The sequence below is a fragment of the Cuspidothrix issatschenkoi CHARLIE-1 genome (assembly GCF_002934005.1).
In the GTDB taxonomy this organism is placed as follows: domain Bacteria; phylum Cyanobacteriota; class Cyanobacteriia; order Cyanobacteriales; family Nostocaceae; genus Cuspidothrix; species Cuspidothrix issatschenkoi.
The window spans coordinates 1-23,113 of sequence record NZ_PGEM01000012.1; the positions used below are offsets into that span (position 1 = coordinate 1).

At 36.3% G+C, this 23,113-nt stretch carries 26 protein-coding genes; 11 read left to right on the forward strand and 15 right to left on the reverse strand.

The window, feature by feature from the left end:
- The 4 genes from CUN59_RS01670 to CUN59_RS01685 form a co-directional block, all read left to right on the forward strand.
- Positions 1-1,374: tetratricopeptide repeat-containing sensor histidine kinase (locus CUN59_RS01670; RefSeq protein WP_133163985.1), on the forward strand; the 1,374-nt coding region annotated here is incomplete at its 5' end.
- 98 nt (positions 1,375-1,472) lie between these two features.
- The gene (locus tag CUN59_RS01675; protein ID WP_104386208.1) at positions 1,473-2,546 is read left to right on the forward strand and encodes an RNA-binding domain-containing protein; all 1,074 of its coding nucleotides are present in this window, start codon (positions 1,473-1,475) and stop codon (positions 2,544-2,546) included.
- Positions 2,543-2,830: a hypothetical protein gene (locus CUN59_RS01680; RefSeq protein ID WP_243406831.1), complete on the forward strand. Its 288-nt coding sequence runs from the start codon at positions 2,543-2,545 to the stop codon at positions 2,828-2,830. The genes CUN59_RS01675 and CUN59_RS01680 overlap by 4 nt, the downstream gene beginning before the upstream one ends.
- A 44-nt stretch (positions 2,831-2,874) precedes the next feature.
- Positions 2,875-3,129 (forward strand): hypothetical protein, encoded by a 255-nt coding sequence (locus CUN59_RS01685; RefSeq protein ID WP_104386209.1) that lies wholly within the window; start codon positions 2,875-2,877, stop codon positions 3,127-3,129.
- Between the two features lie 136 nt (positions 3,130-3,265).
- Here the strand turns inward: CUN59_RS01685 and CUN59_RS01695 are convergent, their stop codons facing one another.
- The 7 genes from CUN59_RS01695 to CUN59_RS01725 form a co-directional block, all read right to left on the reverse strand.
- The gene (locus CUN59_RS01695) at positions 3,266-3,664 is read right to left on the reverse strand and encodes a type II toxin-antitoxin system VapC family toxin (RefSeq protein ID WP_104386210.1); all 399 of its coding nucleotides are present in this window, start codon (positions 3,662-3,664) and stop codon (positions 3,266-3,268) included.
- Positions 3,661-3,918 (reverse strand): hypothetical protein, encoded by a 258-nt coding sequence (locus CUN59_RS01700; protein ID WP_104386211.1) that lies wholly within the window; start codon positions 3,916-3,918, stop codon positions 3,661-3,663. The genes CUN59_RS01695 and CUN59_RS01700 overlap by 4 nt, the downstream gene beginning before the upstream one ends.
- A 152-nt stretch (positions 3,919-4,070) precedes the next feature.
- A complete protein-coding gene (locus CUN59_RS01705; RefSeq protein WP_104386212.1) occupies positions 4,071-4,346 on the reverse strand; it encodes a hypothetical protein in 276 nt (91 codons plus the stop codon).
- Positions 4,324-4,611 (reverse strand): BrnT family toxin, encoded by a 288-nt coding sequence (locus CUN59_RS01710; RefSeq protein ID WP_104386213.1) that lies wholly within the window; start codon positions 4,609-4,611, stop codon positions 4,324-4,326. The genes CUN59_RS01705 and CUN59_RS01710 overlap by 23 nt, the downstream gene beginning before the upstream one ends.
- 47 nt (positions 4,612-4,658) lie before the next feature.
- The gene (locus CUN59_RS01715) at positions 4,659-5,864 is read right to left on the reverse strand and encodes an aspartate aminotransferase (protein WP_104386214.1); all 1,206 of its coding nucleotides are present in this window, start codon (positions 5,862-5,864) and stop codon (positions 4,659-4,661) included.
- A gap of 124 nt (positions 5,865-5,988) precedes the next feature.
- Positions 5,989-7,158 (reverse strand): iron-containing alcohol dehydrogenase family protein, encoded by a 1,170-nt coding sequence (locus CUN59_RS01720; protein WP_104386215.1) that lies wholly within the window; start codon positions 7,156-7,158, stop codon positions 5,989-5,991.
- A gap of 286 nt (positions 7,159-7,444) precedes the next feature.
- The gene (locus tag CUN59_RS01725) at positions 7,445-7,969 is read right to left on the reverse strand and encodes a Ycf51 family protein (protein ID WP_104386216.1); all 525 of its coding nucleotides are present in this window, start codon (positions 7,967-7,969) and stop codon (positions 7,445-7,447) included.
- Between the two features lie 251 nt (positions 7,970-8,220).
- On the opposite strand from CUN59_RS01725, the gene CUN59_RS01730 reads away from it, so the two are divergent.
- The 3 genes from CUN59_RS01730 (at position 8,221) to CUN59_RS01740 (ending at position 10,825) form a co-directional block, all read left to right on the forward strand.
- Positions 8,221-8,961 (forward strand): 2-phosphosulfolactate phosphatase family protein, encoded by a 741-nt coding sequence (locus tag CUN59_RS01730; RefSeq protein WP_104386217.1) that lies wholly within the window; start codon positions 8,221-8,223, stop codon positions 8,959-8,961.
- 462 nt (positions 8,962-9,423) lie between these two features.
- Positions 9,424-10,200: a sulfite exporter TauE/SafE family protein gene (locus CUN59_RS01735; RefSeq protein ID WP_104386218.1), complete on the forward strand. Its 777-nt coding sequence runs from the start codon at positions 9,424-9,426 to the stop codon at positions 10,198-10,200.
- 445 nt (positions 10,201-10,645) lie between these two features.
- A complete protein-coding gene (locus CUN59_RS01740) occupies positions 10,646-10,825 on the forward strand; it encodes a replication restart DNA helicase PriA (RefSeq protein ID WP_104386219.1) in 180 nt (59 codons plus the stop codon).
- A 71-nt stretch (positions 10,826-10,896) separates the two neighbouring features.
- On the opposite strand, the gene rlmN is transcribed toward CUN59_RS01740, so the two are convergent.
- The 4 genes from rlmN to CUN59_RS01760 all read right to left on the reverse strand — a co-directional run bounded on the left by rlmN (position 10,897) and on the right by CUN59_RS01760 (position 16,235).
- Positions 10,897-11,964 (reverse strand): dual-specificity RNA methyltransferase RlmN, encoded by a 1,068-nt coding sequence (rlmN, locus tag CUN59_RS01745; RefSeq protein ID WP_104386220.1) that lies wholly within the window; start codon positions 11,962-11,964, stop codon positions 10,897-10,899.
- Positions 11,965-12,215: 251 nt separating this feature from the next.
- Complete coding sequence (locus tag CUN59_RS01750; protein ID WP_104386221.1) at positions 12,216-13,046, reverse strand: metallophosphoesterase; 831 nt, start codon at positions 13,044-13,046, stop codon at positions 12,216-12,218.
- Positions 13,047-13,328: 282 nt separating this feature from the next.
- The gene (locus tag CUN59_RS01755) at positions 13,329-15,506 is read right to left on the reverse strand and encodes a DEAD/DEAH box helicase (RefSeq protein WP_104386222.1); all 2,178 of its coding nucleotides are present in this window, start codon (positions 15,504-15,506) and stop codon (positions 13,329-13,331) included.
- 60 nt (positions 15,507-15,566) lie between these two features.
- On the reverse strand, positions 15,567-16,235 hold the full coding sequence (locus CUN59_RS01760; RefSeq protein WP_104386230.1) for a helix-turn-helix transcriptional regulator: 669 nt from the start codon (positions 16,233-16,235) through the stop codon (positions 15,567-15,569).
- 103 nt (positions 16,236-16,338) lie between these two features.
- Here CUN59_RS01760 and CUN59_RS01765 point away from each other — a divergent pair, with 103 nt between their 5' ends.
- From CUN59_RS01765 to CUN59_RS01775, 4 genes are all read left to right on the forward strand, one after another.
- Entirely contained in the window at positions 16,339-16,983 is a 645-nt protein-coding gene (locus tag CUN59_RS01765) for a DUF3386 domain-containing protein (protein ID WP_104386223.1), read from the forward strand.
- Positions 16,984-17,480: 497 nt separating this feature from the next.
- Entirely contained in the window at positions 17,481-17,726 is a 246-nt protein-coding gene (locus tag CUN59_RS01770; protein WP_104386224.1) for a DUF7219 family protein, read from the forward strand.
- Entirely contained in the window at positions 17,719-18,105 is a 387-nt protein-coding gene (locus CUN59_RS21260) for a hypothetical protein (RefSeq protein ID WP_165790139.1), read from the forward strand. The genes CUN59_RS01770 and CUN59_RS21260 overlap by 8 nt, the downstream gene beginning before the upstream one ends.
- Positions 18,106-18,191: 86 nt before the next feature.
- A complete protein-coding gene (locus CUN59_RS01775; RefSeq protein WP_104386225.1) occupies positions 18,192-18,965 on the forward strand; it encodes a class II glutamine amidotransferase in 774 nt (257 codons plus the stop codon).
- 414 nt (positions 18,966-19,379) lie between these two features.
- Here CUN59_RS01775 and aroC read toward each other — a convergent pair whose 3' ends face one another.
- The 4 genes from aroC to CUN59_RS01795 all read right to left on the reverse strand — a co-directional run bounded on the left by aroC (position 19,380) and on the right by CUN59_RS01795 (position 22,442).
- On the reverse strand, positions 19,380-20,468 hold the full coding sequence (gene aroC, locus CUN59_RS01780) for a chorismate synthase (RefSeq protein WP_104386226.1): 1,089 nt from the start codon (positions 20,466-20,468) through the stop codon (positions 19,380-19,382).
- Positions 20,469-20,660: 192 nt separating this feature from the next.
- On the reverse strand, positions 20,661-20,870 hold the full coding sequence (locus CUN59_RS01785; protein WP_199291292.1) for a type II toxin-antitoxin system HicB family antitoxin: 210 nt from the start codon (positions 20,868-20,870) through the stop codon (positions 20,661-20,663).
- 56 nt (positions 20,871-20,926) lie between these two features.
- On the reverse strand, positions 20,927-21,754 hold the full coding sequence (locus CUN59_RS01790; protein WP_104386228.1) for a hypothetical protein: 828 nt from the start codon (positions 21,752-21,754) through the stop codon (positions 20,927-20,929).
- Positions 21,755-21,758: 4 nt separating this feature from the next.
- Positions 21,759-22,442: a hypothetical protein gene (locus CUN59_RS01795; RefSeq protein ID WP_243406832.1), complete on the reverse strand. Its 684-nt coding sequence runs from the start codon at positions 22,440-22,442 to the stop codon at positions 21,759-21,761.
- Positions 22,443-23,113: the final 671 nt, after the last annotated feature.

Sequence of the window (23,113 nt, forward strand, 5' to 3'; positions counted from 1 at the left end):
AAGGCTTGTGATATTTTTGAGCGATTTTTACAAATAAAATCTGATAATTACATATCTTTTATATACGCTAGATGTCTAGAACAATTGGGTAAATACACAGATGCCATATCTCAACTTCAAGGGATAGATTTTGATAGTCTACAGCAATATCATATAAATGTTATTCATATCAGCTTAGGAAGACTTTACTATTGTCTTAGATTGTACGAACAGGGAGATAAATATTTTAACTTAGCAATTGCTAACTCAGATGATAAAGAGAAGTCAATACTATCCAGTGCTAGAAGTATCCTAGCTCATAATCCTCATAATGAAACTGCTGTGAAGATGTTACAACAAATTGCTGAGGAATCACCACGCTATTCTCAAGCACTGGAGATGTTGACGCTGAATTTAAGTGAAGAAGAATATTTTAAAATGGTCAAATCTGATTATCAAACTGGTGTAAATGACACCGAAATACTCAATCGAGCAATTTATCATAAAATTGCTAATGAAATCAGTATTCTCAAAGGGATTGCTTACCGGATTTTGCGTTTTTCTCAAACAGAAGATCCCTTACTTACAGGTATTATTAATGATATTGAGGATGTACTTGAAGAAGTTAACCGTCGTCGAGGATTAGAAAAATCCCAAATTGCCAATATTTCTAATGATGAATATGAGCAAATTCTAGCAATTATTTCCAAAACTGCTCATGATATTTCTGATTTTGTTAATAATCAGTTAGCAATTATTGAGTCTAAAACTAGACGTGCTATGAGAAAACTTGCTGTTGATGATCCTCACTACAAGCAATTTGAGAAATTATTAACACAACTAGAATTTACTCAAATTGCTCTTAATGATCTCAAAGCTATTAATGAAGGGATTGAAATTAAAAATCATAATTTTAAAATTAAAAACCTATTTGAAAAATGGGAAGCTAATCCTCATATTGATAATGCTTCTATTACTCTGGATATTAAAAATGGTGATTCAGAGTTTAATGGTGATGAAGAAAAGATCAAAAGTATTTTAAATGAATTAGTAGAAAATTCTCTCAAACACAATGATAAAAAACTAGATTTAAACATCTCCATATCCACACAGGATATTATCAATCCTCCGGGAATTCGTGGTGCTACTATTCCGGGTGAGCAAAAATATCTATTAATTGAGTTTAATGATAATGGTCAAGGAATTCCCCCAGACAAAAAAGACTGGATATTTCAACCTTTAAAAACTACCGCTAGTGAAGGTCATGGTAGTGGTTTAGGATTATTTATCATCCGCAAAACATTAACACAGATGAACGGACATATCCAAGAAACTGGATGGAAAGGAGCTAAATTTAAAATCTATATTCCTTATATAAAAAGCCAAAATAGTTAATTTCGTTAAATTTGATATAAGTCACACTATCAGGTTATACTAGGAAATAGTATAATTTAGTTTGTGTTCTTTTTTCAATTCGTCAACGTCATAGAATTATGCAGACTGAAAATATTCATTTGCTACTGGTGGAAGATAATCCTCGTTACCTCAGTGAACTTGTAGAGTGGTTAAATGATTACGGTTATCGTCATATTCAAACTGCTTCTAGTGTACTTGAAGCAACAGAAAAGTTATGTGATCCTTTTGATGTCATAATTGCTGATATGCGAATGGAGCAAGATAACAGTGGATTTGCGATTGTGGAGGAGGTAAAAGTACGTAATCTTTCATCAGTGGTGATTATCCTCACTGCTAATGATAATGTGAGAGACTGCCGGAATGCTTTTAAATTAGGAGCATGGGACTATATTTCTAAAAATCTGAAGGGTAATGTTTTTGATGCGCTACATGATTCTATCCAAGAAGCTATTACCTATTTTAATCGCTGGGGTAACGTCCACAATGAACAGTGGATAACTGAAAATCTGGAAATTTTAGAAAAAGACTATTGGGGTAAATATATTGCAGTCATTAATAAAACTGTGATTGAAACAGCAGATAATGAAGATACCCTCAACAAATTACTTGAGGAACGAAAATTAAGACGGTTTTTAACTACTATTAGAAAAATAGGTGATTTACAACCAATTTCTCAACTTATAGAGTTACCAGAAAGTCCGAAACTAGAATACAAAAGCACTTTGCAATGGGATGTTAGACAAAATCGTAAAAATGAGGATTTGAGATTTAGTGTCCTCAAAACTATTGCTGCTTTTCTTAATTCTGAAGGTGGAACCCTAATTATTGGAGTTGAAGATAATGGTAATATTTTTGGATTAGAGCAAGACTTGGCTATACTTTCTAAAGGTTCTCTAGATCAATTTGAGCAGACAATTGTAAATCTGATTTGCGATCGCATTGGTGCTGGCTTTATGTCATTAGTTACAGTTAGATTTGAGACAATACAAAGTAAAACAGTATGTGCAATTGATGTCAGAAAATCAAATATAATAGCTGTCATGCAAGGTAAAGATAAAAAATCAGAACTCTACATTCGTGCTGGTAATACCTCAAAGTCTCTGGATATTTTAGAGACAGTAGAATTTTGTCTAAAGCAGGGTAAGCCGTGAGGAGAAAGTTATTAGACCAAGCTATCAACTCAATTATTGGTATAGCAGAAATAGAACAAGCTAAAAGCGATCGCTCTTTAGAAACAACAGTACAAGTATTAGGTATAGGTTTGGGTGGTGGTGCGATAATTTCCGGTGTGATAGTTCAACACATAGATAAAATCAATCAACCTTTATTACCAAAAAATCCCTTTTTTGCTTCATTGATTTTAAGCATTATTACTACCATAGTGTGTACTTTTCTAGCTATGTTGGGTATATGGATAAAAAAGCGGAAATTGTAGGTTACAATGAATAATAACTTAGATATTTAATGAAGGAATAAATCATGAAAATACAGGGAATCATCAAAGGTAACACCATAGAATTATTAGATCAAATATTAGACAAAATTCTTCTACCTGATGGAGTAAAAATTTCTATAGAAATACCAGATAACTTAATAATTAAACAACCCAAATGGCAAGAATTAGAAACTGTTATTGGTTTATGGAAAGATGATACAGAAATTGATGAAATTTTTGATATTATTAATCAGGAGCGTCATCAGGATTTAGGACGTGAAATTAATTTAGATAGTTAAAAATTATGTACTTGCTAGATACTAATATCTGTATTGCGATACTTAAAGGTAATGAAAATGTTGTCTCACAACTTTATCAAAAACATCAATCTTGCCATCTTTCTACTTTAGTTTTAGCAGAACTGTATAAAGGAGTTTATTGTTCAACATTACGGTTTTTACGATAAATATTAAAATCGCTATCTAGAGTCATAATTGCACTATTAGGTATTTGTTCAGACATTCTCACCAAACAAGCATCAGCAAAGGACATTGGTACAGATTCATAACGATTCATTAAATGTCTGATATTACTTGCTTCTCCTTGCAAATCAAAAGAGATCGTGATTACATTACCCTCAATCAATTCAATAATTCCCTGTTGAATATGAGGTAAATCACGAAACAAAAAACAAGCTTCTGAAATCACAGCATCACAGGTGAATACAGGTAAATCAACCTGTCTCCATTGAGTTACAGCCCATTGATGAAAGCGATCAGATTTCCTGAAATAAGCAACCAAAACACCAGTATCAAGAATTATCTGCTGATTCATTTCTGCCCATATTCTTCCATGTATTTCTGATTAAAAGAAAGATCGTCTACCCCACCTTCAATAACTCCTTCCCATTTTCTCAATAGATCATGAGGAGAAGTTTCAGGCTTTTTGACATTTGAGTTTTCAGAATCTTGATTAACTTGGTGATTACCCAATTCAAATGCCAGAAACTCAACAAAACGGAGAACTTGCTGCTGTTGATCTATGGGTAACTGCTGCATCGTAGTTACTACTTTTTCCAGAATTGTCATGATCTTAATTCTTTTGAGATTGTGTATTCACCTTAATTATTACGCAGAAACAGAAACTTCCGCTTGATAACGAATACCCGCTTCCTGGAATCTTTCTAAAGCTTCACCCAAGCGATCAGGAATAAATGGATTAAAATTACTGTACCAATTCACTATTTTTGAGGAATTAATTTAATTAAACTCCTTAAAGTAGAATTAACAGATTCTGAATTAGGAAAATATTGTTTCACATCAGGATCAAGAATAATTATATCATTTGGTTTAGGGAAATGTTCTACTGTTGTTGTCCCATCTTCATGATGAATAGTAACACTATACCCTTCTTGATACCGTTGAGAATATTTACCCCGAATAGGATTTTTTAGTTGACTTAAATCATATTCTTCTTTTAAGTCATCTTCTAATTCATATTGTATTTTCTCGTTCATAATATCTCCTTTCTTTAGGTGTAACTAATCTTGCACTAATTAAACGGATTTTATCATCACGCTCTGTATGAGAAACAAACAAATATCTCCCTTGATTGGATAATCCTATTATAATATAGCGATTCTCTTCTAATGAATGTTCAGGATCGTCAAAGTTGATAGATAAAGGATCATTAAATATTGAAGCTGCTTCCTCAAAAGAAACACCATGTTTTTTCTGATTTAATTTACCTTTATCTTCATCCCATTCAAATTTTAGTTCCAACTCAATTTTGACCTCTTATAGAGAATAATGGGCTAATTAAGGCATGATCACGCAGAAATAGAAACTTCCGATTGATAACGAATACCCCCTTCCTGGAATCTTTCTAAAGCTTCACCCAAGCGATCGCAATCTGCTATTAAACTAATTCTCACATAGCCTTCACCACCCACACCGAAGGCATTTCCAGGTGTCACAACTACCCCAGTTTCTTGTAAAACCTGCAAAGCAAAATCTGTAGAATTCATACCCACAGGACATTTTACCCACAAATACATAGTTGCTTCTGTTTTGGGAATATTCCACCCCAATTTACCCAAACCATCAATTAAAAAATCTCGACGGGTGCGGTAACGTTGTTGCACTTCGTGTAAATAAGAATCAGGAAGTTGTAAAGCTGTTTCTGCTGCTGTTTGTAAAGCAGAGAAAATACCATAATCTAAGTTAGTTTTTAAAGTCCGTAAACCTTGAATAACCTGACGATTTCCCACTACAAAACCGACGCGCCAACCTGCCATATTATAGGTTTTAGAAAGAGTATGAAACTCTACACCGATTTCCTTTGCGCCGGGAATTTCTAATAAACTTGTAGGTTGATAACCATCAAAAGCTAATTCTGCATAACATAAATCATGGACTAACAGGATTTCATACTTCCGTGCAAACGCCACAATTTCCTCAAAAAATTCGCGGGGGGCGGTGGCGGCGGTAGGATTACTGGGATAATTAAAATAGAGAATTTTGGCTTTTCTAGCTACTTCGTCAGGAATTGCCCCCAAATCAATTAACCAATTATTTTCTTCCTTGAGAATTAAATTGTGAATCACACCCCCAGCAATGATAGGGCCACGGAAATGGACGGGGTAGGATGGTGAAGGTACTAAAACAATATCACCAGGATTAATATAGGCGATCGCTAAATGCCCCAAACCTTCCTTAGAACCAAGTAACGGTAAAGCCTCGCTATCAGGATCTAGTGTCACACCATAACGGCGATGATACCATTGGGTAATTGCTTTACGGAAACTAGGAGTTCCTTCAAAGGGTGGATAACCGTGATTAGCAGGATTTTGTAAAGCTGCCATTGCCGCTTCTATAACTGGTTGGGGCGTAGGACCATCAGGATTCCCCATACCCAAATCAATTAAATCTAGTCCCTGTTCTCTAGCTTTAGCCTTTAATTCATCTAAACGAGCAAAGACGTAAGGGGGTAATTTTTGTATCCGTTCTGCCGGAGCAATCCAACTTAAACTCATTCTTTCAACCTCGAAATAGGGAACAGGGAATAGGCAGGGGTAGGGAGCAGGGGAGCAGGGGGAGAAAGAATTTTCCCAATCACCAATCACCCATTACCAATTACCCATTACCAATTACCCATTTTTAATTTTTAATTTTTAATTGATTTGGTGCAGTAGTTGAAACCATTGCCGCCATCAAATGTTCCAACGCTACCGTAAAGGGTAACCGGTGGATATCAGAATTAGGGTGTAAACTAATTTCTGCTGCTGTTTGTAACTCGCCCAGAGTGATATTACCTAATCCCAAATCTCCTAATCTTTGGGGTAGTCCAATCTCTGCATAGAACTTCAACAATTGTTGTCTTGCTGATGCCGCCAGTTGATTTCCCTGGATCATTTCCTCTAACCGCAGTTGTACTAGGATACCATAAGCGACCTTCTCGCCGTGAATGCTACCATGACCGCAAATGTGGGTGAGGCCATTATGAACTGCATGGGCGGCGACTGTGCGACATTGCGCCCCTCCTAGTCCACCAATTACTCCAGCTAGGAGTACGGAACAATCAACAACTTCCTGCCAAACTTGGCTACCGGGAGACTGTAAGGCAGTGGCGGATTTTTGTAGTAAAATATCTCGTAAAACTCGCGCTTGTTGGACTGCGGCAATAATCAAAGTTTCTTCCAGGTGTCCACTGCTGACTGATGCTTCATACCATTTAGCGATCGCATCCCCAATTCCTGCCACTAAAGTTCTTTGGGGTGCAGTCTGAAGCAAATCATAATCCAACATCAGCACATCAGGACAACGAGATAAAGCCACATCATATAAAAACGCCCCCGTTTCTGAATAGACATTAGAAAGCGCTGTCCAAGCTGCACAGGTAGCCCCAGACGTGGGAATTGTCACCACTGGTAACTGTAACTGGTGGGCGACTAATTTAGCTGTATCTAAGGCCTTACCACCACCAAAACCAATAATTACATCCGCCTGATGCCCCCTAGCCTGTGTTCCCAAAGCTTTTAAACTCGCTTCACAACAATCAGCACCATAGGAAACACAGATAGGATCTATTTCTGGAGATTGGAAAAGCGGCTGTAAACTCTTTTGACTAATATTAATAGTCTGGTTGCCAGCAATAATTAACGGGCGAGTTCCCAAATTAGCTACTTCAACCGCAACAGTTGACAACACACCTGCACCGCGAATAACTTTACCCGGAGAAATAATCGAGACGTTCCAGGGAATGTCTCTACATTTTTTTGCCACAGAGGTTTGATTAGATAAAGTTTCCATAGAATATTGATTAGACATGATTACTATTTTGGCAAGATCATAGAGATTTCTTAATTAAATTTTAAAATATTCTTTATCATATTGAGGAGTTCAGGAGTTTAGAAGTTACAGCAGTTTGCGAAGGTATGAGGTACACGTTTTGCGGGCAAGACTTGTACTGAGCTTGTCGTTCGCCTAGCGTGGCGTTAGCCATAGTATGCCCGCACCACAAAAGTTTGATTATGGTTGTACCTCATTTGAATGAAATATGCTGTAAGTGGAAAAGGTTTTTTTACCAATCACCAATTCACTGTCACCTATCTACCTATGAATCTGTAGGTTTTGGTAATAAAGCAAACTTGTCTAAATAAACTTGTACATCCATTTCTGGGTCTTCACGACTAACTAAAGTGCGGTTTACTTGACCCAAGTACAGGGGTATAGATAAACCTGGTTGTGGGTGGATAATGGTGCGGGCGCGAACTGTTAATTGATTATTACCTTTCGTACCTAAGCGGCCATAGGAATAAAGGTTACTAGCTGCTTGACGTAGAGTGGCTTCTAACTCTGTGGGAGTAATTTCTGGTTTAGTCGCAATTACGGTTTGGTTAGAACCGTTATCATAAACTAGGGTGTACTTCACAGCACCGGGAATCACTGTGCGAGTTAGGGGGACAAGGGAAAGTGAAAATAACCCTGCTGTCAGTACCAGCATAAAGCCTGTTGTCCCCACCAGTCGGAAGCGGAAGCCCCATTTTAAAATGAAAGCTAGGATTGTCAGGACGGCAAATACTATTGTTGCAATCCCACACCATTGGGTATATTGCAGAAAATCAGTGGTACTAGGCATAAGGTTTTCATGACGGACATAGACATTCTACCTACAATTGCAGCTATCTCAAATCCAAAATTTGATGACAAGTTTTTTCTATACTTAATATTAGAATAAGTAATATAAAAGCTAAAAGCTTAATTAATTAGGCTGTTAAAGATTAATTAGTATTTATGTATTGATAAAGAGAGAGATTTTACTATCTGCAGTTAGGGACATCAAGTGGGTAGAATAGTACCGCAGTCTTATGAAATAGGTGTAGCCAGCACGTGAAGATATTTGTATATCACACTCCCGAATTAACCCCAACTGATATAGTTCCAGAATGTGCGATCGCTGTTGATGTTTTGCGAGCAACTAGCACAATGGCGACAGTTTTAGCCGCCGGAGGTGAAGCTGTGCAGGTTTTCAGTGATTTAGATCAACTCATGGCAGTGAGTGAAAAATGGCCTACAGAAAAACGATTAAGGGCTGGAGAACGGGGAGGTGCTAAGGTAGCTGGTTTTGAATTAGGTAATTCACCCTTAGATTGCACCGCAGAATTAGTTGCAGGACGGCGCTTATTTATTAGTACAACTAATGGTACTCGTGCCTTACAAAGAATCGAAAAAGCTCCCATTGTTCTGGCCGCAGCTTTGATTAATCGAGCCGCAGTGGTCAATTTTCTTTTAGAAAAGCAACCGGAAACTGTTTGGATTGTTGGTTCTGGTTGGGAAGGTAGTTTTTCTTTAGAGGATACAGTCTGTGCTGGGGCGATCGCTCATAGTATTTGCCAACAAACTAATTGTTCACTAAAAGACATTAATGGCAATGATGAAGTAATTAGTGCGATCGCTCTTTACTCTCAATGGCAAAATGATTTATTAGGATTACTCCATCAAGCTAGTCATGGTCAACGCTTATTACGCCTAGAATGTTTAGAAGACCTCAAATATTGTTCTCAAACTGATATTTTAGATGTTTTACCTATACAGCAAGAACTAGGAGTTTTAAAAAGTTACAACAAGTAAGGAAAAAATTCTTTTTTTCTGACACTATTTACCCCTGATAGATAGAATCTAAAATGGGGTAATATTTGATTTTTGTATGTAATGCCAAATTAATATGAAGCTACATAGAATAAGATTTACGGAATAACGAACCACAGAGGACTCAGACAACACAGAGAAATAAGATTTTAAGAGTTTTTTACATAATTCCTATACTTATGTTTTTTATATAGCGGTATGCACTTGAATGAGATACAGGATTTACCTAAAAAACTATACACTCTCATGACTTTCAACTGTGTTCCCTATTCCCTATTCCCTGTTCCCTGTTCCCTGCTATATCTAGAAAAGTAAGTATTCATTTATAGCGCTTGTTTCCAGATCCCCGACTTCTAAGATAGATTTATCCTTTCCGAATACAATCAATCAAAGAAGTCGGGGATCTTATCACCTCACCTGAATCCTTACCTAGAAAATCTCAAAATGCCCCAAGATGTAACCCTTATTCATAGCTTACTACTTTTTTCTACTGCCTTTATTGCCGGTGGCTTAAATGCTGTCGCTGGTGGTGGTAGTTTTATTACTTTTCCTACCCTAATATTTACAGGTGTCGCCCCAGTTATCGCCAATGCTACAAATAATACTGGTTTATGGATCGCAGCTATAGCTAGTGCTAGGGCTTATCGTCGAGATTTGAACATTGAAAAACGACAATTATTATTATTAGTTGGTATCAGTTTAATTGGTGGTGTAATTGGTGCTGTGGCTTTACTATATACATCCCCAACTGTCTTTAAAAAGATGATTCCCTACTTGTTACTGGCTGCCACATTGATATTTACATTTAGTGAATCTCTCAAAAAGTGGCTGCAACTGCAAACTCAAAATGATTCTCCTCCATCTCCTCCTTTATTTATGCTCCTAGTTTCTCAATTATTAATTTCCATATATGGAGGTTTTTTTGGTGCTGGTGTAGGAATTTTAATGTTAGCAACTTTAACCTTTTTAGGGATTAAAAACATTCACTCTATCAATGCTTTTAAAACACTTTTAGGCAGTTGTATTAATGGTGTGGCAATTATTCCCTTTATGTTTGCTGGTATGATCGCCTGGCATCAGGTTATGATCATGGCTTTTGGTGGCTGCTTGGGTGGTTTTTTATGCGCTCATTTTGCCCGACGATTAGAACCCAGTTTAGTGCGGAAATTTGTGATTGTGGTAGCCTTTGGAATGACTACATACTTTTTTATTCATGGTTAGTAGGGTGATGGTGAGGCGATAAGATCCCCGACTTTTTTATTGATTGTGTCTATAAATGATAAATTGATCACAGAAGTCGGGGATCTGGGTATGACGGATTACTATGGCTGAATACTTACACAAATATTAATTAAATCTAAAACTATAAATTTTGTGACTTTGATTACAGTTTTTCCTATATAGTAGGGGTTGAATACAAAAATAGCTCATTTTTTCTCAAGGATAAACCAGGCTATCTCAAGGAGTAGACCACAGGGATCACTTCTAACTGGAGAAAATTTACATTTAAAGTAAATTTATATATCTCAGGCATGATGGCGAAAATTATGAGGTTTACAATAATGAGTAAGAATATCAAATGTTTTAGTTGTGTAAAATTTGCTCGCGATAATTAAACAATTTTTGTCAATTTTTCTAAAAAATTATTAAATCCAGGGGTTTTAAAATGCAAGTATCACAAAAGATCCATTGCCCAAATTGCGGTAGTGCGGCTGAACGTCACTATATTGCTGATAGCCAAATTACAAGAACACAATGCCCTAGCTGTGACTATCTGATGATAACTTGCAGCCGCACTGGTAAAGTTATTGAAGCTTACGCACCTGGTATTTATGCTAGGAAATAGGAAGCAGAGGTGCAGGGGAGAAGATTTTTCCTACTGTCATCTCTCAACCATCAACCGTTAACCGTCAACTATTACCTTTTACTTGTTCTTAATTGTCCACAAGCTGCGTCAGCTTCTAAACCGCGAGAATAACGGACACTAACAGCAGTATTTTGTTGTTGGAGAACGTTAACAAAGGTTTCTATTCTGTCGCGGGTTGGTCTTTTATAATCTACTTCTTGAATGGGATTATAGGGAATTAAGTTGACATGACTTTGAAAACCCCGCAAACGTTTGGATAGTTCTAAAGCGTGTTCTGGTAAATCGTTGACTCCAGCGAGAAGAATGTATTCAAACGTTACTCTCCGTCCAGTTATTTCTACGTATTCTCGACATTCTGCTAGTAAGTCTTCGATGGGGTAGGGTTTGGCGCTGGGAATAAGTTGTTCTCGTAATGCTTGGTTAGGTGCGTGGAGACTCACAGCGAGGGTAATTTGTAATTGGTGTTCGGCAACTTGTAAAATGCGATCGCGGATGCCTACAGTAGATAGTGTAAGCGATCGCGCACCAATTCCCACATCTTGATTAATGGATTTAATTGCTAAAATCACATTTTCCGTATTTAACAACGGTTCACCCATACCCATGAAGACGACATTACTCACCCGTTGTTGAAAATCTTCTTGGACTGTCAGCACTTGGTCAACTATTTCCGCACGGGTAAGATTTCGCTTATAACCACCTTTACCAGTAGCGCAGAAATCACAGGCCATGGGACAACCGACTTGGGTTGAGACACAGACAGTTAAGCGTTTATCGCTGGGAATACCCACTGTTTCGACTATTTCCCCATCAGTCAATTGCAGAAGATATTTGACTGTTCCATCGGGGGCAACAGAACGGTAATGTAGAGAAGAACGGCCAATGGGAATATCTGCAAGTTCTAAACGCCAATTTTTAGGAAGTACAGAAATATCGGCGAGCGATCGCACACCCTTATTATAGATCCAATCATGCAATTGCTTTCCCCTATAACCGGGTTGTCCCTGCTGCTGTACCCAAGCAGTTAACTCCGTCACCGAAGCACCAAGGAGAGGGGGAATATCAGATTTGATGGAGTTAGGTGAATCTATCAAAGATACAAACGGCGTAGCAGACATAGGAAATCACAAATTCATGCTGGATTCCTATTGTACTATTTTTAATACCAAATGGGTAATTAAGAATTTTAACCGAATACGTAAGTATTCAGCTATAGCACCTGTTCATGACCAGATCCCCGACTTCTTTTATTGATTGTGTCCATAAATGATAAATTGCTCATAGAAGTCGGGGATCTTTTTGCCTCACCTGAATTCTTACTGAATACAGTTAACCGTAGGTTGGGTAGAACGAAGTGAAACCCAATATTTTATTCCCCTTCTAAAGTAATGATAGTAACTTCCGGTGGACAAAATAACCGTCCTGGAAAATAAGTTCCCAAACCCCGATTTACATATAATTGATTATTTCCCACCTGGTGTAAACCCTCTGACCATTTCCAGTGTTTTAATATAGCATGAGTTTGGTGTAAAAATGGAAATTTTCGCCGGATTTTCTTCGGGATTTTTTCGATGATTTTGATATAATAAACAATCGCCGGTCTTTTACCAGGAATTACGATTTGTCCTCCATGAGTATGACCAGATAATTGTAAATCTACTCGCCATTTTTGCAGAATTTCGGCTGTATCTGGGTTATGGGATAATACAATCCGAGGTGTGGTAGAATCGAGTTGATTCATAATTAACTCTGGATTAAATTCCCGTGAATAAAAATCCGCTAATCCCACTAGAGGTAATGTTTCTCCTACCGGGTAAGCAATTTGATTCCAAAGTACATTAATTCCCACATTTGTTAAAGCATTGATAATTTCTGATTTGGAACTGGAATAATAAATATCATGATTTCCCAGTACAGCATAAACACCAAAACGACTTTCTAAATTTTTCAGTTCTAGTGCTAGTTGATGAATGGGTCTGGCAATTGTGTTAACATAGTCACCAGTTAAAATCACTAAATCTGGTTTTGCTGTATTACTGACTGCAATTGCTTCTGTTAACATTTTTGTTGATAGTAGATCATTATCATAATGAAAATCAGACATTTGCACTAGCTTTAATCCTGCTAATGATAGAGGTAAATTAGGAATTTTTACTATTAATTTTTCTGTCTTTAAATTTCCAGATAATAACTTGTGCATAATATTTTAATAAAATGTAATTCACGCAAGCAAAACCAAAATTGTATGGATTTGTCCGGGTTGTGCTGTTGCTTAACCCAACCTACAATTCTCAAAATAGAATCCCATTGGTTTATACGTTAACAGAAAATTCTAATCTTAGCTGTATCAAAGCAATAATATATTTTAAAGTTTAGTTAAAGTCAGGACTTACGCAAAATAGAGCGAAAGTAGGGGTAATTCATGAATTACCCCTACGAAATAATCAGGGTTTCAGTTACATCTTGCGTAAGTCCTAAAAGTTTATTTGTCATGCTGCCAAAGTTTAACCTGCTGTCTCAGTTCTTGCATATCTAAATAATCATAAGCAAAGGCTTTTCTTAAAAGTGCATGGAGAATAAATTTATCATATTTATTAATTTCCGGTGTTTCTGCTGCACTCACTAAATGTTCTGGAGAAATTCTTTGTTCACATAAAGAAGCAATTTCTGGATAAACAGATTGAAATTTATCCTTTCCCAATTTTAACGTTAAATAATAGGGATTTACACCACCAATACTCGTAATTTCTAAAGATTCTCGACAAAAAGAATTTAATAATCTTTCTAAAGTTCGATAAGCGACAGTTCCCATCCAAGGGAAAATACAACATTTACCATTTTCTAATAACAGAATATTATTTTGAGCTAATTTTAATTTTTTGACTAATTCCCGAACTTGAGATAATCTTTGTTGAGCATTTTTTTGTAAATAGGGATAATTTGTATCTTCTAATAAAACTTGTCGCATTCTCTGGATGATTTTACTATGAATTATTCCACTCCCACCACGCCAATAAATAGTAGCTTTACCTTCCACTTGCCTAACAAAAATATTTCTTTTTTTAAAATCAACTTCTACGACTTCCCAACTTTTACCAGCTAAAGCAAATTGATTACCCACCGCAGGGGGAATAACAATACTCCCAATTTCTGTTCCTCCTTGTTTGACTGTATATTCTTGACTTTCGGCAAAAACAGCATAAAACTGAAATTTATTGACTATTTTTTCCCCTGCTAAACCGATAATTAATTTACCTTGTTCAGTTTTATGAAGATGATTAATATCAATTAAATATCGTAGTAATAATAAATAATCATCTTTAGAAAAATTAGTAAATGGGGCAAGATTTAAAACTTGTTTTGCAAGTGCAGCAGGTGAAAGTTCTCCTGTTGCTGCTAAAATACTCATGGTTTGATGATATAATAAACTTAAAGGATATTTAATTGGCTTGATGGGTTCTAGCCAACGTGCTTCTAAATAAAGTTGAATAATGGCAATAGATTGTAAAAGTTGCCAAGGAATTTGTTCTGGTAAAGAAGATTCTGATAATGGTTTTTCTTCTCCACAAATAAACCGCATATCGGCAAATTCACCTCTTCTCCCACTGCGTCCTAATCTTTGTAAAAAACTGGCAACAGATAAAGGTGATTCTAATTGAATAACTCTTTCTAATTCACCAATATCTATTCCTAATTCTAAAGTTAAAGTTGCCGCAGTGACAGCAGGTGTTTGGGGTTCACGCATAGCGTTTTCTGCTGCTTGTCGTAAACTGGCAGATATACTCCCATGATGAACATGATAGATATCTGGAAATCCTTCTATTTTGGCTATTTCACGCAAGGAAGAAATGATAGATTCTGTTTGAGTTCTGTTATTAGCAAATATGAGACATTTGCGAGATTTAGTCAGATTAAAAATATATTGATCATATTCTGATGTTTGAGATTCACTATCAAGATAAAAATGTTCTACAGCTAATTTTATTTGGCGTTTTCCTGATTCTACTTTGGGAGTGATTACAGGTTTATCTGTTCCTGCACTTAACCAAGTTTCAGCCATGGAATAATCGCCAAGAGTTGCTGATAAACCAATGCGTCGGGGTGGGGTGGGGATGATTTTTTCTAATCTTTGTAATTGACAAATAATTTGATCACCCCGTTCTGAACCCATAAAAGCATGAATTTCATCAATGATGATAAATCGCAAATCTCCAAATAAGTGGGTTAATTCTTGATGTTTATTAATTAATAAACTTTCTAAAGATTCTGGGGTGATTTGTAGAATCCCTTGGGGATTTTTTAAAAGTTTATTTTTACGACTTTGGTTAATATCTCCATGCCAAGAATATACAGGAATATCTGCCGTTTTTAATAAATCATTTAGTCGGCTAAATTGGTCATTAATTAGGGCTTTAATAGGACTAATATATAAAACACCAATAGTATTTGCTGGTTTTTGGTGCAGTAAAGTTAAAACAGGTAAAAAAGCCGCTTCTGTTTTTCCCGCAGCCGTAGCAGCAGTTATAAGTAAATGTGAATTGCTGTTAAATATCACTTCACAGGCAGCAATTTGTACAGGTCTTAATTCCGTCCAATTATGAAGATAAATATATTCTTGAATAAAAGGGGCAAGTTGAGAAAATATATTTTTATTGTGCATAATTAATACTAACTTCTCTCAGATCCCCGACTTCTTGAAGAAGTCGGGGATCTATAAAAACTATTTGGAAACTAATCTATATTGTAATTTTGCCACCATTTCCGCACGGGCAGAAACTCCTAATTTGCGAAACATTCTTTTTAAAGCTTGCTTGACAGAATTTTGAGTAATCCATAATTTAACTGCAATTTCCCCATTAGTTAAACCCTGGGCTACTAATTCGGCAATTTCTAATTCCCTGGCTGTGAGAGGACAACTATTCATAGATGAAAAGGTTTTTGGTTTTACTCTCAAAGTGGCAATTTTTGCCGATAAATGTAAACAAACAGCACTTAAATCAGCCAAATCATTACCATTAAAAGGGCGACTTCCGGGGTCACGGGCAAAGTTTAAAGTTCCTATTAATTTACCATCACAAACTATTGGCCCAGTCATTACGTGTTCGTGACGGGTGCAGTAGTTTTTCCAGTCTTCTGGTGATAAAATTAACTGTTCATGGGTGGGGGCGTGACGTTCGATAACATAGCGCCCCAGGGGGTTTGCTTGTAAGCAAACAGCAGGAATTTCGGGAGTTTCAATTTGAGTATTTAGTTCTTCATCTAGGAGATCAATACCCCAATGTTGTACTGCAAAATGGTCGCCAATGGTATCCATGAGGGCTAGTTTTAATTCTTGCTCATTTTGGACATTAGCGATCGCTTGAAAAATGGCGTGGAGACTTTTAGCCATAAGTGTACCCATTTGGGGACTATGCCAACCTCGATAATTAGTTCTATCCTAATATCATCAACGATAAAACGCTATTTTTACTTGTAATCAGGGGCCAAACACGATGACAGTTACTCAAATTTCTGCCCAAGAACTTTTCCAGGCAGCTTATGAAAACCGTTACACCTGGGATGGAAATTTTCCTGGTTATACCGCAGATATTACCTATAAGTATGATGACCAGGTGATTAAAGGTCAAGTTCGGATTGATGCCAGTTTAAAGGCAGAAGTTCTGAATGTTGAAGACGAAGCAGCTAAAAAAGCCATTCATGGACAAGCTTGGGAAATTGCCGTTCACCGTATCCGTCGGTCTTTTGACCAAACTCACGGCGCAAATTCTTTTAGATATGGTAGCACTGACGCAAATGGCGCAGTCGAAATTTTTGTTGGTGGTAAGTCAGAAGGAGATAAATACAAAGTGCGTAACAACGAAGTTTGCCATGTTCACCGTTTAATTCACGGTACTTTTGTGACTATTGACACCTTCAGCAGTCACGACACAGGAGAAGGATATCTTTCTCACACTTATAATTCTGTCTATCATGACCCCGAAACTGGCGCACAAAAAGGTGGTAAAAGCGATTTTACCGATGAATATGAAAAAGTAGGTAATTACTACATTCTCAACCGTCGGGAAATTCGCACGGAGACAGCCGGAAATCTAGCTATTCAAGAGTTTATTTTTTCTAACATTGAATTGTTAGGCTAGATATTTGACTGTTGCAGAAATTACAAGTAAAAGATACCCGATTTCTTGAAGAAGTCGGGGATCTGACTTTTTTAATATTCAAAAATTAAAACCGTAAAATTTTATTCCTTTTTAAGCACAAAAATCGCGTAAATATACAGATTCTAAATTCCGTAAATCTTATTTTATAAACCCTCTATCTTAAACAGACTTGTCACTAAAGTAGCAAATTATATTTGTCATTAATGAAAAGTTACTAAAAAAGCCTTGCCTAGTTAGAGATAATATGCAATACTTCTGAAATCAATTTTCAAACGACACTTTTTAAACTGGCACAATGTTAGAGACAATAATGCCATACTTCTGAGATCAATTTTAAAACACTTCTGATCAGCTGGGTTATCCATACTGATAGCCCGATCATCTTATCAGCAATTTTGTATCCCTATTAATAACGGCTACATGAGTATTAGTTAACTACTAATAGGTAAGTGTCTACTACAAGTTAAAAAAATAGCATGCAAGAAAAATCTGATTTATTATCTGAACTATGTGATTTTCTCTATCCCCGCAGTTCATATTATGGTCAATTTAAACCAGAATATCTGGTTTTTAATGCTAATCTCCAAGAATTTGCTCAACGAGTAACCTATATTTGTAACTTGCAAACAGGTGGTAAAATACCTCCAGAGGAAGCTTATAAACAAATTCAAAGTTTGTGGAAGCAATTAAAACGCACGAAAAAACAATTAGAAATTGAATAAAAATTTTGGCGTTGCTGAAACTAGGTATGAATTTAGGTGTAGAGACGTTCTATGGAACGTCTCTACAGGGGTTTTAAAATTATCAAAAATCATTTTTATACCTCAAATCAGCAACGCCAATTTAGCTAATATTTATTTAGGAATTGCGGAAGGTGCTTTTGCAGCAGCGAAAAACTATACTTGCAGTTATAAAAAACCTTGGTTAACATCAGAGGTAGAAAGTGTTACTCAAGATCCTTTTATAAAGAAAATGCCGAAAACCCTTGAAGATGCGACTGACTCAGGAAGCCACACCTGGGCTTCAGACACAGCAATTCTCATTTTGAAACGAGTTTGCGCCATTTCAGCAATCCCCGGATTTGTTAAGAACTTAAAATGAGAATTGCTGCATAACAACGGGGAAATTGTATTTCTTTTTCTTCCCAATTACCAATTACCAATTACCAATTACCAATTACCAAAGTAATGTGTCAACTTCTAGGAATGAACTGCAACGTACCGACAGACATTTGCTTTTCCTTTGAAGGATTTTCTGCACGGGGGGGAAAAACAGATGAACATAGTGATGGTTGGGGAATTGCTTTTTTTGAAGGGAAAGGATGTCGAATTTTTTTAGATGCGGAAGCTTCTACAGCGTCACCAATTGCTGATTTTATTCGTCGCTATCCCATTCATTCTACCCATGTAATCGCCCATATTCGCAAAGCGACTCAGGGGAAAATAGCCTTAGAAAACTGTCATCCTTTTCGTAGAGAATTGTGGGGTAGATATTGGGTATTTGCCCATAATGGTAATTTACCAGATTTTAATCCCGAAAATCATAGTGTTTTTCAACCAGTGGGAACTACAGACAGCGAAAAAGCATTTTGTTTAATTCTCAATACTTTGCGATCGCATTTTCCCCAAGGACAACCACCCTTAAAAGAACTTTACCAAACCTTAGAAACTATCACCCAAGAAATAGCTACTTTTGGATCGTTCAATTATATATTATCCGATGGTGAACACTTTTTTACCTATTGTTCCACTAAGCTTTGCTATATTATTAGACAAGCACCTTTTGCAGCAGCGCATTTAATTGATGAGGAAATGACTGTAGATTTTAGTGAACTGACGACACCAAGCGATCGCGTTGCTATCATTGTCACTGTACCCCTGACTGATAATGAAGTTTGGACACAAATTCAACCTGGAGAACTCTTAGTATTTCAGGATGGTTTACCCCTAAAAATTAGATGATTTTTACTGTCTAACCTATCAATATGACCAAGCTAAATTATGGAGATATTCATTTACAAAATCAGGGTTTAAATATTTATTTAATATTCCTAAAACTCGACTTTTTTCGACAGGTTTAAGCTGTTGTGCATTTAATTTGTATAATTCTTGCGGGCAAGATGCCCGCACTACAAGAAATAACAATATTAGGATTATTGGATCTAGCTGCGTAACAGCTTATTAATTTTGATCAAAAGCGAATATAATTTACAGCATCATAGACATAGGAGTAAAAATTATCCTAGGGACAATTCATGAATTGTCCCTACAAAGATTTGGTGGTTATGCACATTTAATTACCACCAGATGTCTAATATATAATTCTGTATTCACAAAAAATAGGGGTATTCCAGATTAACACCCCACCAAAATTAATTACAACACCTTACACTGCCCATAATGCCTTAATAAATGATCACATAAAACCAAAGCCACCATAGCATCAACCATTGGTACAGCGCGGGGTAAAACACAAGGATCATGTCTTCCCTTTCCCGCTAAAACAGTTTCTTCACCTTCCTTAGTTACGGTTTTTTGTTCCTTTCTAATAGTTGCAGTTGGTTTGAAAGCAACTCTGATAATGATATTTTCACCGTTGGAAATTCCTCCTTGAATACCTCCAGAACGGTTGGTTACTGTGCGAATTTCCCCATTTTCATCTATATAAAATTCGTCGTTGTGTTCAAAACCTGTTAACAAAGTTCCGTCAAAACCTGAACCAATTTCAAAACCTTTACTTGCAGGTAGTGACATGACTGCTTTTGCTAAATCTGCTTCTAATTTATCAAAAACTGGTTCGCCTAAACCCTTGGGAACATTCCGCACCACACATTCAACCACACCACCGATAGAATTACCATCTCTACCAGTTTTTTCAATTAATGAAATCATGGTATTAGCAATTTCGCCATCTGGACAACGGACAATATTACTTTCTACATCTGCTAAAGTTACAGTATTGGTATTAACAACGCCTTCTAAATCTTTGATGCGCTTCACATAAGCGATAACTTCCACATTTGCAACTTGATGAAGAATCTTTTTAGCGATCGCACCTGCTGCTACTCTTCCTATTGTCTCACGTGCCGATGATCTTCCTCCTCCTTGCCAATTTCTAAACCCATATTTTGCATCATAGGTAGCATCTGCATGGGAAGGGCGATATTTTTGCGCCATCTCATCATAATCTTCGGGACGAGTATTTTTATTTCTGACTAGGATAGCGATGGGTGTTCCCAGAGTTTTACCCTCAAACACCCCTGATAATATCTCACAGGTGTCCGCTTCTTTGCGGGGTGTGGTGATTTTACTTTGTCCTGGCCGTCTTCTGTCTAGCTCAAATTGAATTTCCTCGGCAGAAATTTCCAGTTGTGGGGGACAACCATCAATTATAACGCCCACACCGCCGCCGTGAGATTCGCCAAATGTCGTAATACGGAAAAGATGACCAAAAGTGCTGCCCATGATGTTGAGGAAATACAGACCGAAATATGTATTTTACATGGAGTTGGGCATTTTTTACCCTCTGCTACATCCAGATCCCCGACTTCTAAGACCAATTTATCATTTTTTGACAGGATTAAAATAAGAAGTCGGGGATCTTATCCAAAATTATTTAAAGTTACCAATTTCTACAATAATTTATGGTTAATTTACTCACACCAGCACAACCTCAACCGTATCTTCTGGAACAGGTTCACCCCTATCTTGTAAAACTTCAATATATAGAGATATTGCTTCTTCAATATTAGCTAAAGCTTCCTCACGGGTTTTACCCTGACTAATACAACCGGGTAAACTGGGTACTTCGACAACAAAATATCCATCTTCACCATGAGATAACAGCACTTTACGTTGAGATTTCATTGTTACCATAGTTCAAATAGTTTCTTGATGGAATAACCGATATAATTATATATATTTTATTCAGGTAAAGCATCTAAATCTATTGATTTAGCTTGCCAAGCAGCACCCTCTATTTTTTTCAAAAATTCTTCTATCAAATCATGTTCATCAATAGAAAATGTTGATGATTCTGAAAATTCCTTAATTTCTGTTATAGTTTCAGAACCCTGTTTTATATTTAAGAAATAACCTTGTACTGGAATGTTATACCAAATACCAAAGGTTACTACAAAATCACCACTACTTGCTTTTGCTTCTCGACTAAATGAATTATACAGATCATCTTCAGAAAGAGAACATTCAATATACCAAGTTCTTCTAATTACACCATTATGTATTTTATCAAGGGACTTTCTAATATATCCTAAACGAGATCCTTCTGTAACTGTAATATTCATCATTTTTTCTTCTTGCATATTTTCCCCTTTTCCATTATTTTGCAATCTAAAAATACGCTGTTTTGCTTCGTTCAAAATCTCTTGATTATTTATATCAGTCTGTTTTGAACATTCTAACTCTAAGCTTTCAATCAAATAACCATAAACCTCTAAACCCTTTTCATAATTTTCCGGTTGATTCAATAAATCATCACAAGCTTTTAAAGTATCAAAAGCAAATTGATAATTTCCCTGTTCACAATGACGATAAAAAGCATCAATATAATCTGTTAAATCATCTTCCCAATCCCAATTTTCCAGCCAATCACCTTCTATATCATCAACATAAAGATGAATATAATCAGCACCATAATTTTGTTTATCTAGTTGCAACTGTTGGGATGCTTCCAGATACTTCCAATCTATCTCAGAACTGGACTGATTATAAATCTTGACATCATTAGTCATAATACTATCCAGGGAAGGGTATAAAAGCAATAAAATTAGTCGGGTGATCGCTACTCTCTTTTAGCATAACATCTGCTAACTTGAGTAGATTTTTTGGACTGTTCACTTGAGCATCATGAGCAACTAATAAAGCCCTTTTAACACCCCAACATGATATAGTGTTATTCCATTTCTGCTGCTTATTCAGAAAATCTGGGTTAAGTTGTCCATCCCGCAGGTTAGAAATACCTGTAAGCTGAATAAACACAGGCTCAAGTGTACTAGGAACATGACTAACAAGTAAATCTGTAGCCATAGATAAATCTAGAATGTAACGGTTGGAAGCACTTCCATCAGTTCTAGAGTTGATAGTCTTAGTTAAATTAAAAATTAAATCTTCATCATTACCAGTATACTCTTCTTGTATCAGTTTTTCAATCCAATAAGAAAATTTGGGATCTTCTTGACTCAACCACTTAGGCAAGATTACCGTATACCAATAATACTCAGTTACAGATATATTCTTTTGCTGGCAAGATTTTTCTATTTCTGTTGGTGATAACTTTAAAAGTGGTTGGATTGTATATAGATAAGTTTCAATGTCATAATAAAATTCATTCAGAAAGTCTATTAAAAACCGTTTTTTATCAAGAAGTTCATTTTTATATTTAGCTAGTGTAGCTAGAATTTCTTTAATCCTAACTGCCAATTTAGTTTCTCCTCTAAACAGAGATTCACGTTTTAAAGGTTGTAGTCTAAGCTTAATCTCATTTGCTTGTAATCTAGTCCTATATGCCGACAAGTTAAATCTCCATTAGGGGTTATTTTATTAATTTTATGCGATTTTACACCTCAATTATATCGAAAAGAGGTATTCCAGATAAACACCCCATGAAAATTATTGAAAATTCCACCTTGCTAGAACTAACCCGTAAATAATGTAACTCTTTATACTATGATGCCTAGCCTTCCTGAAATTCTTAAAAATCCCATCCTGTAAATCCTCAAATCCTGGATATCCTGATTCTGACAAAAAATATCTAGGACTTACGCAAGATGTAACTGCAACCCTGATTATTTCATAGGGGTAATTCATGTAGCTTGCTTCCCGAAGGGTATTACCCCTACTTTCGTTCTATTTTGCGTAAGTCCTGTAATTATATCATTTTATTTGTCTGAATCAGGAGGGGTAATTCATGTAGCTTGCTTCCCGAAGGGTATTACCCCTATTGACTTCCCGTAGCGTGTCCTAAGTGACAAATAACCTCCTCAAAATCATCAAACACAACATCAAAAAACTACAAATATAGCAGTAGTCACCGAGTCAGAAGTCACCGAGTCAGAAGTAAAACCCTCTTTTAGTAAGAGTTTCATGATTAA